The sequence below is a fragment of the Clostridium collagenovorans DSM 3089 genome, from assembly GCF_900130005.1.
GTDB lineage: Bacteria > Bacillota > Clostridia > Clostridiales > Clostridiaceae > Clostridium_D > Clostridium_D collagenovorans.
In genome coordinates this window covers 539360-554343 of sequence record NZ_FQXP01000003.1, presented here as the reverse complement: position 1 = coordinate 554343, position 14984 = coordinate 539360, and the positions used below count along the sequence as shown (strand labels likewise).

The 14984-nt window shown below is 28.6% G+C and carries 8 protein-coding genes; all 8 read right to left on the bottom strand.

Annotated elements, in window-relative coordinates; genetic code table 11:
- Positions 1 to 129: 129 nt before the first annotated feature.
- Positions 130 to 1515 (bottom strand): hypothetical protein, encoded by a 1386-nt coding sequence (locus tag BUA48_RS02665; RefSeq protein WP_072829794.1) that lies wholly within the window; start codon positions 1513 to 1515, stop codon positions 130 to 132.
- 182 nt (positions 1516 to 1697) lie between these two features.
- Positions 1698 to 1988 (bottom strand): hypothetical protein, encoded by a 291-nt coding sequence (locus BUA48_RS02660; RefSeq protein ID WP_178138934.1) that lies wholly within the window; start codon positions 1986 to 1988, stop codon positions 1698 to 1700.
- Positions 1989 to 2171: 183 nt separating this feature from the next.
- Complete coding sequence (locus tag BUA48_RS15475) at positions 2172 to 2309, bottom strand: hypothetical protein (RefSeq protein ID WP_178138933.1); 138 nt, start codon at positions 2307 to 2309, stop codon at positions 2172 to 2174.
- 342 nt (positions 2310 to 2651) lie between these two features.
- Positions 2652 to 2879, bottom strand: coding sequence for a DUF7660 family protein (locus tag BUA48_RS02655; protein WP_242944286.1), 228 nt, complete (start codon positions 2877 to 2879; stop codon positions 2652 to 2654).
- A 30-nt stretch (positions 2880 to 2909) separates the two neighbouring features.
- The gene (locus tag BUA48_RS15690) at positions 2910 to 3089 is read right to left on the bottom strand and encodes a hypothetical protein (protein WP_207647609.1); all 180 of its coding nucleotides are present in this window, start codon (positions 3087 to 3089) and stop codon (positions 2910 to 2912) included.
- A 533-nt stretch (positions 3090 to 3622) separates the two neighbouring features.
- The gene (locus BUA48_RS02645) at positions 3623 to 4165 is read right to left on the bottom strand and encodes a hypothetical protein (protein ID WP_072829788.1); all 543 of its coding nucleotides are present in this window, start codon (positions 4163 to 4165) and stop codon (positions 3623 to 3625) included.
- Between the two features lie 17 nt (positions 4166 to 4182).
- The gene (locus BUA48_RS02640; RefSeq protein WP_072829786.1) at positions 4183 to 13950 is read right to left on the bottom strand and encodes a polymorphic toxin-type HINT domain-containing protein; all 9768 of its coding nucleotides are present in this window, start codon (positions 13948 to 13950) and stop codon (positions 4183 to 4185) included.
- Positions 13940 to 14974 carry a hypothetical protein gene (locus tag BUA48_RS02635; RefSeq protein ID WP_072829784.1) on the bottom strand — a complete coding sequence of 345 codons (1035 nt, stop codon included), beginning with the start codon at positions 14972 to 14974 and terminating at the stop codon, positions 13940 to 13942. The genes BUA48_RS02640 and BUA48_RS02635 overlap by 11 nt, the downstream gene beginning before the upstream one ends.
- Positions 14975 to 14984: the final 10 nt, after the last annotated feature.

Below are 14984 nucleotides of genomic sequence, written 5' to 3'. Positions count from 1 at the left end.
AACCTTTTACTTAAATTTCATCTTAAATATTATATCATATATCAATTAGTTAAAAGTTAATTTTATAGTACCTTAGAATAGAAAGAACCATGAATCCTTAAATAGAATTTATGGTTCTTTGCAATTAATCTATTGTAATTTTCTTAATCTTTTATTTAAATATTCTAAGGCTATATCACATTGATTACTTTTATAGGTCTTTCTATTGCTTTCTATATAATTAATCAATTCCTCAACACTATTAGCATCTTTCATATTACATTCACTTAACAATTTTTCAAAAACTAAAGCCTCTCTTTTTTCTACTAACTCTTTTAATTTCTCATCAATTCTTGCTATATAAACCTCATATAATTTAGTTTTGAAAGTACTATCTAAAATATCTTTTCTTATTTCGCTTAAATCCTCTTCATCACACTCTTTAATTTTTGAACATATAGCATCTAATCTAACCTTATCGCTTTGTGCTAAGGATGCCTCTTCTCTTGTTTCAAAAACTAAGTCTTCTACAGTTCTAAACTCTATATCAAATTTTATTAAATCTTTTTCCATAATATTTATATATTTTTTTGTATTATCTACATTAAGTTTATTTGCAAATTTAATAAATTCTCTTTTAGATTCTTTACAACCCTCTTCCGTATTTCTATCCAAGGAATTAAATTTACCTTCTAATAATTGATTTTTACATTTATTTATATCAACTACAAATAGTTTAGCTAAATTGGAAAGTTCCTTATTAGCATCACCATATAAATCTAAAATAGTTTCATATAGCGGTTCACTATAAGGATCCTCTTGTAAGGACTCTTTAATTATTCTTCTTAAGACGATACTTTCTATATCATACTTTCTTATATTATTTAATCTTGATTCTATTCTCTCTTCTATTTCTTTATTAGGGTAACTAGACAAGTTTAGCTGTAAATACTCATTAAATATCTCTGTAACTGTATAATGCATATTAAATATATCTTCATATATTAAGTTAGCAATCTTATTCATATGTGCATCTTCATTTATAATGTTATACTTATTAGCTATTCCTTTTATGGATTGATTAATACTCTTTATTCCCTTACTTAAATGATCTGTATTATTTTTTACTTCCTTTAATACTCTTTTTACTCCTTCATTTTTTAAAGGCTTAGATAATATAGTTCCTAATGATATTTTCTTCTCATCCTTATGTTCCTCACAATTTCTTTGACAAGCCTTATAGCACTTTTTCAAAGAACTTTTTTTCTCATGTAACTTTAAAAATTTCTTTAAATCTATACTAACTATGCCCTTTTTAATAAGCATTGGTATTACATAGTCCTCAATTGTTCCCAATAATATATTATTCATTAACTCTTCATTTTCTTTATTGTTATATTTTTCTTCTGTAGCTACAGTATAAAACTCATCCTTAGCTTCTTGTGCTTTATTTATAAAACCAGTTCTTATAGTGTTGTATGTCATTAATTGATCTGAAAACTCTAGTCTAAAATCAAATACATCTTTTACAATCATAGTTTCCTCCTATCTCATTTAGCTTATTAATTTATATTATGCTAATACTTGATTTATGTTAGAGTATTCTTTATGAAAAAGTAAACTTTTAAATATATTACTTATCTTATATACTTATATATCTCCTCAATATACCTCTTTAACTTCCTATTATATTCAGTCGCTATATTCTCTTATAAAGTCTATTCTCCTTCTTTTATTTCCTCTATTCTCTTTTCACCATTTTCAGTGCTTACTAAGGTTTCTCCTACAAAGCATGATTGTGTTCCACCAAAGATTGCGGCTGGCCATTGAAGTATTCTTAAGCCTACTAATGGATAATCTTTATCCTTTAGTGCCTCTTGTATACCATCTAAAATCGGCACCAAATCCATGACCACAAGTTTTGCTTTTAATATAACACTTACTGCTGAAATTGCACACATTTTAAGTGAGGTTCTAAATCTTTGATTTAGCATAGTGAACTTATACAATCCCTTAGGATTCTATTACCTTACTCAATTATTTATTATTGTTAATTCTTCTTTATATTTTCTTCAATTTCTTTTTTCTTATTTATTTTATTGAAATAGACTTTAAGTTCTTGTTCCCACCCACCCCCGTCCTTATTTCCGAGTACCAAGCTCCTATTTACATTATTTATATGTTTTATATTTTCAATTATTTTTATTTCTAAGTGGAATTGATTTTACCCTACATATTATATGTTCATAGTTCCCCTCGATTTCAAGTGGAATTGTTGAGCCTAGGACTTCCTTGCCTGCACTCTGTGAAAGTGATTCACCCCAAATCATAGATTTTGGTTCCCTACTTTTCATCTTATGGTATTTTTCAATCCTAGATATCTTGGCTTTTATAAAGTATTAAAGTATTTCAGTATTTCAGTAGCATTTTCTGTATCTTCTACTATCTCAATATAATTGTATAAAAAAATATCTATACTATTGAAGTATAGATATTTTTATTACAACTATATTTTCTTTTACTTTAGGTTGAAAGGGGGTTAAGGTGATAAAAACTTTATGAAGTATTTTTAGTTTCATAATCTAAAATTAACTTTATAATTTTCTCTACCACTCTTCCCCCTTTTCCCCATGCTCACTACATTATTTAGATTACGCAGTAAGTTTATCTACCTATTCATAAATTTTTCCAACATAGAAAATAGTAGCAATAAAGTTCCAATTAATATTTTGTGGTACTTCAAGATTATTATTCTCGTAATATCCTTCCATATCTTCAGTCCAAGATTGTATCGATAATAAATAATCTTCTACACGCTTATTCTCCCATTCCTCAGCATTACTTTTTCTATCATTTGCTAGCATTTCTAAGAATCTTAAAAAGTCCTCTTTAGTTTTCACATCTTTAATTTCTGTGTATATCTTCCTTTTCTATTTTATAATCATTCTTTCACCATTTCCTAGTTTTAATTTAATTGATGTTCCACCATTTTTCGTTGTCATTTTCCACATTTGACTAGCTACTTCTTCTGGTGTAGCCCATTGTATTGAGATTTCATTCAATCCAGATTGCTTAAATGCACCCAATCTCCTATGGTCTAATGTCCACATTTTTCCTTCATCATCTTTCTATACCTTTATATTAGGTAAATAACTTGCTTTTAATGTTCCATTCTTTAACGCTTCTGCATTTTCAAGAACGGTATGGCTTCCAGTCTGATTTTTTATTGAACTTTGCATTAAATGTATATCTTTAGGGTCAGCCGCCCCCTTGGGGCAGAGTCTGTCTTAACATCTTATCATTATTTAACCTAGTGTTTTCAATGCTTCACATTACTTTTCAACTATTTTTTATCACTTACCATTTTTAGTGCTATGTAGCTAGATTTTTTAACATTATATTCCTATAATCTATTGCTCTTATTTTATCATGCTACCTCTTGCATTTCTATACTTGGCATTACTTGAAAAAAAGATTAATGCTCTATTCCATGAAACATTAACCTTTTAATTTCTTTCACTGCATTATTAATATTATGCAGTGAATTTATTTACTACAATTCAATATTATACTTATCTTTGAAGCATGCGTAACAACTACTAAAAATTTTGCATCTAGTTAGTTCAATATTTTGCTGTCTATACTATATCATTTCTTTATTCAATATATACTTACTCCATCCAGCATAAGGTAAAATTTCAATACCTTTTTGAAACAATTCCTTTGCTGATGAAGTATAACAATGACTTTTGTAATACTCCTTTGCCCCATTACTCGGATTAACAACCCATGCTCCCTTTAACATAGTACTTTTAAATCTTTTAACAATATCTTTCCATATTTTTAATGTATCTTTATTTTCTGTTATACTTGATATTCTTGATTCCTTTAGCTCCTCTTCTTTTTGCATTCCAATCTCAAATATAAGACTATCATTATTTTTATCTAAAAAATCATTATAATCTTTTACTGATACGTTTGGTTCATAATTATATAATAATATCATTCTGCTATTATATATAATATCCTCTTTTTCATTAAACTCTTCTTTTCTTATTATCTCGCAACTAAATTTAGGAAATAGTTGTATGGAAACTAAGTATAAATTGTATTGTAAAACTGACTTCTTAATAACTTCTATTACTTCATCATTTATTGCATGAAATTGAAAATTAATTTTAGCCATATCTCGCGTTATCCTCCTTATTTAAAATACGGAACAAAATGCATATCAATACCAATATCCTCTAAATCATACAGAGCTTCTACTTCTCTTTTAATTGGTACTCCAGATTTAGTTGTCTTTCCTAAATTAATACCATATATTGACCCATCAGGTTTCTCAACTAAAATATCAGGTCTTCTACTTGATTTTTTTCCATTCGGAGTTTTAAATCCTCTTTCTGGTAACCTTTGACCACCTGCTATAACTGTACCATCTGTAACGGAATCAGCTACCTCTGCTATCTTTTTATTATGTGGTCCTGTCCCGAATGGTTTTGGACCTGTTTTAGCTTTATCTCCACCCTCTTTACATGTGTTATGAACTAGTACTTTATTTCCTGATACATAGTAGTTATGATTGTCTTCTACTTCTAAGTTGTATACTTTTATCTTTTCTTTTAATTGCTCTATTTCTACTTCTTCTACAACTACTATTTTATCTTCTTTACTTCTTAATTTATCTCCTACTTTTAGTTCACTTGCGCTTACCCATCCTCTTTCTTCTACATAAAATGGATGATTTTCTGTGCTTTCTATTTCTTCTCCATTTACCTTTATGTGAACTATTTTATCTGTTTCATTTTCATATACTCGTAGTACTTTCTTTAGTTCTTTTTCTCCTGTTTCTATATTCTCTGCCCAGACGTATTCTCCTTCTTTTATTTCGTCTATTCTCTTTTCGCCATTTTCCGTGCTTACTAAGGTTTCTCCTACAAAGCATGATTGTGTTCCACCAAAGATTGCCGCTAGCCCTTGAAGTATTCTTAAACCTGCTAATGGATAATTTTTATCCTTTAATGCCTGTTGTATACCATCTAAGATTGGCACTAAATCCATGACCACAAGTATCGGCTTTAATATAACACTTACTGCTGAAATTGCACAGATCTTATTTAACAGTGTTCCTGTTAACATTCCCTTTGCTAATGCTGCACAAACATCTGATAAACTTGCAGTTCCATTAATTAATGATAACACTGTACTTCCAGTATCTACTATTGTCGTCAATGCATTTACTATATTGAAGAATTTTTTAATCTGCATCACTTGAACAGAGTCCAATATAGTTGAAATAGCTGTAGATACTTGTAGTTCTGCTAATGAAAAATATCCTGTTGGATCTTTATACATCACTGGGTTTGCATTTGCATACAAATACTTGTGTAGACTTACTGGATCATATACGCTTCCTGGATATTCATCCATACTTACGAATGTTCCTGTCTTTGGATTCATGTATCTTGCTCTTAGATAGTAGAATCCTGTATTGGCATCATACTGCTCCCCTGCATAAAGATAGCTGTTTTCTGTGCTTCCTTCACTTTCTAAGATGTTTCCAAAGGCATCATATTTATATATATCTGTTACGGTTCCATTCTTATCTACTAAGGCTCTTACGCTTCCATGTCCATCATATAAATAATATTTTATTTCCTTTGACTTTTCTCTATTCCCTTCTCTTTCTAAGTTTATTAACTCTTCTCCTCTATTATAGTAAGTTAATAAGTTTCCTCTTTCATCTACTTCTGCAACTACTTGAGCAAGGTAATCATTAGTATTTACTATATAGTTTATTGTTTCTTCATTTACTGTCTTTTCAATTCTATTTCCTTCAAAGTCATACTCATAGGACTCTATACTTACTTCTGATCCCTTCTGTATAGTTGTGTTAATTAATTGGCTTTTATTGTTGTAACTATATGCTACATTCTGTTCACCGCTGTATTGATTAATTAAGCTTCCATTTTTATCGTATGAATAGGATGTTTCCGAATTTTCTTTATTTTCTTTTAATAATTGATTTAACTTATTATATTTATAAGTAGTTTCAATTCCATCCTCTTCTTTGCTTAGACGGTTTCCTACAGCGTCATATTTATATTTATAATTTTTTTCTTTCTTAGATCCTATAATTTTTTCTTCTATGAGTCTATTAATCTCATCATATTTATACTCTATGCTTTGATCTAATTCTTCTACCTTTAATCTTTCTCCACATTTACCCAATGTATATAAGTACTTAGAAATTACTTGTCCATTTTTATCTAATGTTTCTTCTTTTACTAAACGGCTACACTTATCGTAACTATATTTCATAGTTACTCCATTAGCATACTTTACTTTAGTCCTATTTCCTAATGCATCATATTCATATACTGTTGCTTCGCCATTTCTTCCTACTACTCTTTGAATTCTATCTAGCTTATCATACTCATAGGATGTATTACCATAAGGAGTTATAAACTTAGATATTCTTCCACTTTTATCATAGTTATAAGTTAACTTAACATTATTAGGCAAGGTTTTTTCTTCTAATAAATTTAGTTCATTATACTTATATTTTGTTTCTCCATGTTTATCTATAACACTTTCTAGTAATCCAAACTTGTTATAGAAATATTCTATTGTATCATCTTTAATTGTCTCTTTTACTAATCTATAGCCTTCATCATATTCATAGGTTGTCTTAATACCACTATAGTTGGTAAAGCTTTTTACATTTCCTATTTCATCATAGGTAGTTGTTGCTTCATATCCAAGTGGAGATATTACTTTTATAGGTCTACCTAATTTATCATATTGATATTTAGTTATATTATTATTAGCATCTTCTACACTTGCTAATTCTCCAACTTCATTATATTGATACTTCCATCTTCCCCCTAAGGCATCCTTTACTTCAACCAAATTATCTACCTTATCATACTTATAGTTTGTTTCTTCATTATTTTGATTAATTTCTTTAACAACTCTTCCTCTCTCATCATACTCTAAAGTCATAGTTGTTAAATCTGGTAGAGTAAGTTTAGTCCTATTACCATTTTTATCATATTCATATTTATATACATTTCCTAGTGCATCTGTCATTGTTTCTAATTTAGATGCATTATTGTAGGTAAATTTAATCTTGTTTCCATATGCATCTGTAATAGATGTATTTCTGTCTAGTGTATCATATTCATAACTCGTTACTTCACCTGATAAGGAACTTTCAGTTTTTAATCTTCCTTTCTCATCATAACTGTATTCTTTTTTGCTTCCATTAATTAGAGTTATTGATAGTAAACGATCTAATTTATCGTAGGTATAAGTTAATTTTTGACCATTTCTATCAATGGCTTCTATCATATTACCTTTTTCATCATATTTAAAGGTTTCTTTTGTATTATCATAGTAGTTTATTTCTGTAAGATTACCTAGTTTATCATAATGATAAGATGTCTTTCTATTTTTAGCATCTAAAACGTATTCTACTTTATTACTCACATTATATTCTATTATACTTATGTTTCCTTCTGCATCTATAACTTGAATAATATTATTTAATTTATCATATACATAAACCTCGGTCAAAACCTCTGTGTCATTCGATTTTTTCTTACTATCTTGATTTACTATTTTTTTATTTATCTTTTTACTTATACATCTTCCTAAATCATCATAGTTATATTCTGTAGCGTTACCATTTGCATCTATTGTAGAAGTTACATTACCTTTACTGTCATATACTACATTTAAAAGTGATCCTAATTTATCTGTTACCCCACTTAGCTTTCCATTTTTATCATAGCTATATGATGTTTTATTTCCTTCTGCATCAGAGGCATCTGATACATTTCCATTTTCATCATAATTTACCAATAGTGATGTAACACCCATACCCTGTATTTTCGTTAGTTGTCCTCTATCATTGAATGTATTGTTGATCTTATTTCCAAGACTATCTATTGATGATATTAAGTTGTTCTTACTATCATATTCAAAGTTAGTTACATTTCCTAATGGATCTGTTGAGGATATTAGGTTATTGTTATCGTCATATTTATTTAAAGTTTTGTTGCCTAATGCATCAATAACAGATAAAACATTGCCTTCATCATCATAGGTATATATTGTATTGTTACCTAGTTTATCCTTTACTACTTCTTGCCTTCCATCAATATCATGAGTATATTCTATTACATTCCCTTCTGCATCTATACTTCGTATTATCTTACCTGCTTCGTCATATTCATTTCTTACTATTGGTGTTCCTGTAGGATCTAACATTTCAATGATGTTATGATTATCATCATATTTGAATTGTACTTTGTTTCCTAAAGGATTAGTTACTGATACTAAATCTCCATTATTGTCGTAATTATATGATGTAACATTGCTTACTGGATCTTTAGCTTCAACTATACGTCCTTTACTATCTCTTTTAAAGGTAATTCCTCTTCCACTAGAATGTTCATATCCATTTTCAGTAACTTTTATTTTATCTCCATTAATACTTTCTATGCTTTTTATTCCTGTATATTTGTTGAAGTATATTTTACTTTGATCTTTTGTTGTAAGAATAAATTCTTGCGGATCAAAATCATCTATATTTTCAACATATCCTACTTTACCACCTATAAACTTTTCCTTATTTCCATTTATCTCAAGTTTGATATTTGGATTAGTAATACACTCAAATTCGATGTTGGTTGAGTATAACGGAACATATAATTGCTGCTTTGGTGATAATACTACTTTAAATCTATCACTTGTTCCATCTCCATAGTTTATCATTACATCATGTGGTTCCGTTTCTTTAACAACATAAGTAGTAGTAAGCAATGAACCTTGTTTTATTTGTTCATATCCTTCTCCTAATTTAGTTCTTTCATAAAATTTAATATTATCTAATCCTAAAGTCCAACCTATTCCAAAGTCTCCATTCTTCTTATTTCTATTGTCATAATTACGATTTAAAGATAAGTTTAATCCTGATAAATTAGCTGTTATATCTTGGAATCCTAAAGATAAATGTCCTATCTTCATCTTTCCTTCGACTATTACAGTTGCTATTGAAGTAGCCTCGTTGCCACCCTTATCTATTGCCTTAAGTCTAATTTCATATATACCATTACCAAGAGTAGTTGGGTCAAATTTCCCCAATACTTCATTATCTTTTTCCACTTCTGACTCATGGAATTGATTAAACTTAATGTCTCCCTTTTCTCTATACTCTAGTACATACTTACTTAATTCAGTTTCATCCTTTGCAGTACCAATTATAGTAGTTGGTTTAGTTATTATCTCTTCTATTTCTTTGATTTCAGCTTTAGGTGGAATTTTATCTTCCTTATTATAAGCTGTACACTGAGTTTCAAGCCTGGATTTATTTCCACTTTCATCAGAGGCTGTAACCTCTATAAAAACTGTTTTTAATTCATTTATTGTAAGGGATATTTGATTATTAACTATTTGAGTTTCTTTTCCATCAATAAATGCCTTAACTTCTGCTACCTTTACATTATCCCATACACTTATATATCCCTTTATCTCTTCCCCAATTTCCGGAGTGTAGTTTGATAAAGCTATTTTAATCTTAGGACTTTCTATATCAGGATTTGATTGTCCTGGTTCATCTGGATCAACTTTCTTTTTATTGTCTACTATATACTCATGTTCAATAATACTCGTATTTCCACCTTTATCTTCTGCTATTAATCTAACCTTATAATTTCCATCTTGTAAATTATTGGTGTCCAATATTCCTATTTCTTCGTTTTCTTTACACTGCGTTGATTCTGCAAAGGTAATAAACTGATTACTTGCTGTTGCTTTGTATTGTAGTTTATATTTCTCTAGGCTTATGTCATCTTTTACAGTACCTTTAATACTAACTTTATCTTTTACTACTTCCCCATTTAATGGACTAGTTATATTTACTATTGGACTATTTTTATCTCTATCATCAATAATCATTACTTCTGCTTCTTTTATTGATTTGTTTCCTTCTTTATCCAAAGCAATTACTTTTATTTTTCTTATCCCTGCTGTAGCTTCACTGAATTCAATTTCACCTGGGCTATTCATAACTAATTTTTCATCTTTAAACACTTCTACTTTCTCTACAGCTTTATTATCTTCTACTTTTATAATTGCATTTATTTTTTCATTAAGTTTAGCCTTCGTAGTAGATAATTCTATAGTAATTTTCGGTGGTTCAGTATCCTTTTCTGTTGGTCTACTTCCCTCTTCTATGTTTATAGTGTACTCATAGGTTACATATACTCTATTACCTGCTACATCTTCTGCACTAATTCTTAATTCATAAGTTCCATTCTCTAATATATTAGGATTTATTTCTCCTATTATTCCATTGCTTACTTCTTTCGCTTCTTCTTTCAAAGTTTCAAAGTTTTCTGTTCCTTTTAATTTGTATTCTAATTTATAGTACTTTAAGGCTATATTATCTTTAATTGTGCCTATTACTTTTATTGGAGATGTATTAAGGGATTCCTGTAATATATTGTCTACTTCTATTGTTGGAGGAATTTTATCTCTATCATCTATTATTTGTAATTCTCGTTTTTCTGTAGACTCATTACCATAAATATCTCTAGCTTTTGCTTCAATAGATACTATTTCCTCTTTATTTCCAGTATAAAAAATTCTACCTGGATTGCTTATAACCTTTTCATCATTTATATATAATTCGAAGTTATCTACTCCCATGTTATCTATTGCATAAGCTTTAATTTCAACTGCTTCTCCAACATTTGCTTTTATTTTGCTTAAATCTATATATATCTTAGGTGCTTCTTTATCCTCTACTATTTCTGGCTCCTTTAATGAATCAGTTTCTATTATTTTTACACATGGATTACTTAAGATTCCTTCTTTATCTTTAACTGTCAAAGCTAATAAGTAGGTTTCTCCTACTTTAGCCCTGTTAGGTATTGTACCCTCATTCCATTTGTCTTCTTTTATATTTTTCCATTTGTAATTTGTTTCTTCTATACCTTTATTCTCAAAGCTCTTATGGTCATTATCAAAACTCTTATTAACCACATTAATAATGCAGCTTTCCTTGCTCTTAGAATCCTTATATACATTTACATCCATATCTGCAATAGGTCTTGTATTTGCAATTAATACTTTTTGGAATATGCTTTCATCTGACCACTTTTTATACTCATCTAATCCTTCTTGATTTCCAACTGGATTATCTCTCACTTTTACTCTTATTGAGTAAGCTCCTGTTTTAATAAACTTAGTTATTGGTTCGTTTTGACTTATAAGTTCAATTTCTTTGAGCTCATTATCAAATATCTTAGGATCATGTTCATATTCCCAAAGTTCTTCTTCAATTTCATCATTTTCATAATCCTTGTAATGATTTCTATAGGAAATTTCATCTTCTAAGGTTATATATCTATCCACACTATAATCCTTAGAAATTTCATTACTCATAACATAGTTACTTAAGGTGTCCATTGATTTTAAAATATCTTCTCCATCTAAGTAAATACCATCGGTATTTTTTAGAATTTTTTCGTATTGAGCTTTATTTTTTTCATTACCAATGCCAGCAAACTTTATATTGTTTTCTATTAAACTCTTAGAAACTATTCCTACTTGCTTGTCCCCTTTAAAGTCTGGTACTTCTTCATCACTTAAGTTAATTACATACTTGCTAGCTCCTTCTGTCCAATCATATCCTTCTAAAACCTTCGCTAAACTTTTCCCTGTTACTGTTTCCATCTTTATATTTTCAAAGGTAAAATATGATTGTTGACTACATCCATGACTAGCATGACTTGTTATTGGTCCGTATCCAAAGCCTATATTTTCTTCTGGAAGCTTGTAATTATCAATTATGATTTTATCATTATCCCAAACTGAGATACTACGTGAGTCCACAACTATTTTAATATGATGTTTAGCATATAAATTGCTTATAGGAAAGCTTTGCAGTAATCTTCCAGCATTTTGTACATATTCATATCCCCCATTTTGGAAAGAATCTAAATTAGCATTATTTATTTGTACTAGCTTTAAGCCCTGCTGCGTTAACAGTATACAGTATCCATTTATTTTATTGTTTTCTATAGTTGTGTTAAATAAGAATCCTCCCCCTTCAATACTATGCCAATCTGTAGTATCTCTTTGAATGTCAAAGTTAAATATCTTTTGGCTTGAATTTTTATCATCTACAAATAGAAAATCTTTTAATGGTGTTCTTGAGTAACCAAGCATCTTTATATTATTTTTCTCATATATTATGTGTTTTTCTAATGTAGGTAAATACCAATCACTATAGTTATAATGATCATACTCCTTCCAAGCAAATTTATCTTGTGCTGTTAAACTTGATGTTGTAACTGTTGATATATTAGTTTTTATTCCTTGATCTTCTAATGACCCTTTTAGTTCTTCTATCTTGCTTCCATATTTATTTATTTTGTCTGTATCAGCATTACTTACAGTGAAAACCAAATCTGTCTTTGGAACTGTTTCAAGTTCTATAGATGCTTCTGGTTTTACATTATCCACCATAAATATCTTTTGCTGAACTATTTTATTTTCGGTATTAGCAGTTTTATAATCTTCCTTTGATATAAACTTTTCTATTGTGTTATCAAAGGTTTCTTCTACATATAATTCTATCTTGTATTTTCCAACATTGCTTGTCTCAAATGTAACAGATGTTTCATTTCTATCACTTATTACTTTAGATTCTTCATCACTGAAGTCTCCATTGTTATTGGAGTCATACTGTATACTCCATATTCGATTTACTATTGTATCTCCATCCTTTGAATATGATATATCTTTTATTTCTACTTTAGCTTTTTTATCTTCTCCTCTTAAATTGACTGGCTTTACTGTAAAATCAGCTATTGGAGCCTTGTCTTCTCCTATAATTAATTTCTTCTCGTACTCATAACTTCTCTTGTTTGTTTTTGTTTTTATTTTTACTAAATATTCTCCTGAATGCTTTATAATTAAATTTTTGGTGAATGCATTTGAGTTTTCTTCATCTATAAATACTGATTCTTCCTTAGACGTGTCTTTATTGCTATGATTTATAGGTGTGATCGACCATACTGTGTTTTTTTCTGTTAATATATCGCAGTCCTTATTTTTTGATATATCTAAAGTTATTTTTCTATTTTCTTTTAATTCTCCTGTCTCTTCTATAACTATATCTGGCTTAAATAATTGTCCTGAAACTAGTTTTTCATTTTTATTTACAGTTAACTGTGTACCATTAAACTCTATATTATCTGCGTATATAGCACCACTTACTGTAAGTTTCTTAGCATTGATTTTAACTTTTCCTTTTGGCGCATAAATTATACCATTAATTACTATATCACTGCCCGATATAGTAATATTTCCTTCCTCTGATCCTAAAAATACATTATATTGATTCTTTTTGTCATTAATAGCATCATATTTTATGTCATTTTTGCTTAATATACATCCCTCTCCACTAAGTACAGTTCTATTAATCCATAGACTCCCATCTACTTTTAAAGATTTAGATATATCTAAGATATCTTCTTTGAATTCAACGTCTTCTTTATAAACAGCTCCATAATTATTATTTTTCACTGTCTCTTCTAAAATACTTGCCATCTTTTCTTTTTCATTTTTCTTTTCCTTTGTTATATTAAATTTATTTATTTCATACTCCCCTAAAATATTTGCATCTCCATTAATATATAGGTTTTCTTCTCCTGTATACTCAACATCATTTCCGCAATAAATATTTCCTTCTATGAAAGTGCTATTCACATTAAATTTCAAGTTATTTTTATTACTATTTGAGAAAAGTACATAATCCAGATTATCTTTATTAGAGTTCTCTTCCGATGCAAAAACCTTTAACCCTGGAGTAATTATATTTATTATCATTATGGAACATAGTAATAACACAATATTTCTTTTAAAATGGCTTATTTTTAAATACTTACTTATCATTTAATTTATATCCTCCTTTTTTACGTATTAAAAGGATAATTATAATTAAACTTATTAAACTTAATATAGAAAGTATAACTAACTTATTAGAATCTCCAGTTTTAGTATCACTTTCATTTTCTTTTACGTTACTATTCTCATCCACAACATTGTTATTATTATTTTTTTCATCTTCTTTAACTATAAGAGTGTTTTTTACTCCATATAAAGTAGAACATGATTTCTCCTCATTTACTTTTAAGTTAACTTCATTCCAAACCATTGCTACTGCACTATCATCATACACCTCTGAGGACTTTATTGAATACTCCCATGGAGTATCATAAAGCCTGCCCCAATTTGCAAACTGAATTTTATTGTAATTATTTTTATCATCAATTTTACCGTATGCTATTATATCCTCTTCATTGCTACTCCTTACACTCCATGATGATAGGTCTTTTATATTAACCTCTTTTTCCTCTATAAATTCTTCATTATTAACATTTAATATACATTTATCATCATTTCCTAAAGCCAGATCTAGCATTACCCTTAATGATACTTTACTATCCTTTTTTCCCTTATTCTTTATTGAGTAATTTATTTCAAGCATATCCTCATGATTTTCCGTAAACCCCTCTACAAACTTAAGGATTTGCTTCACTTCTATATCTCCAAAACTTTGAATAGATATATTGCTCTTAGTTTTTTCATCATATATTGGTTTTTGTATAGTTTTACCTTGTCCATATATATGTTTTACTCCATCAATATTTATAGTAGTATAAGATGAATAAAAGTTATTATATAATAATTTTTTATCATCATCTTTCTCACTATCTAAGTTTCCTTTAAGGCTTTCTAAATAAAATCTACAATATTCACTCTCCTTTTCATTTAATTCTACAGCTAGCTTTATATACTGATTATTCATTATATTATCATTTATTTTTATATCATTTTCCGTTGCATATACTCTGGTTGCACACAGATAAAAAAATAAATTAAATATCAATACAGTATACTTAATACTTTTTTTCATGATCTTCCTC

What these genes read in the sequence shown, in the direction of transcription:
- BUA48_RS02665 (WP_072829794.1), bottom strand. Translation starts at nt 1,515, where the DNA reads ATGATTGTAAAAGATGTATTTGATTTTAGACTAGAGTTTTCAGATCAA.
- BUA48_RS15475 (WP_178138933.1), bottom strand. Translation starts at nt 2,309, where the DNA reads ATGATTTGGGGTGAATCACTTTCACAGAGTGCAGGCAAGGAAGTCCTA.
- BUA48_RS15690 (WP_207647609.1), bottom strand. Translation starts at nt 3,089, where the DNA reads ATGTGGACATTAGACCATAGGAGATTGGGTGCATTTAAGCAATCTGGA.
- BUA48_RS02645 (WP_072829788.1), bottom strand. Translation starts at nt 4,165, where the DNA reads ATGGCTAAAATTAATTTTCAATTTCATGCAATAAATGATGAAGTAATA.
- BUA48_RS02640 (WP_072829786.1), bottom strand. Translation starts at nt 13,950, where the DNA reads ATGATAAGTAAGTATTTAAAAATAAGCCATTTTAAAAGAAATATTGTG.
- BUA48_RS02635 (WP_072829784.1), bottom strand. Translation starts at nt 14,974, where the DNA reads ATGAAAAAAAGTATTAAGTATACTGTATTGATATTTAATTTATTTTTT.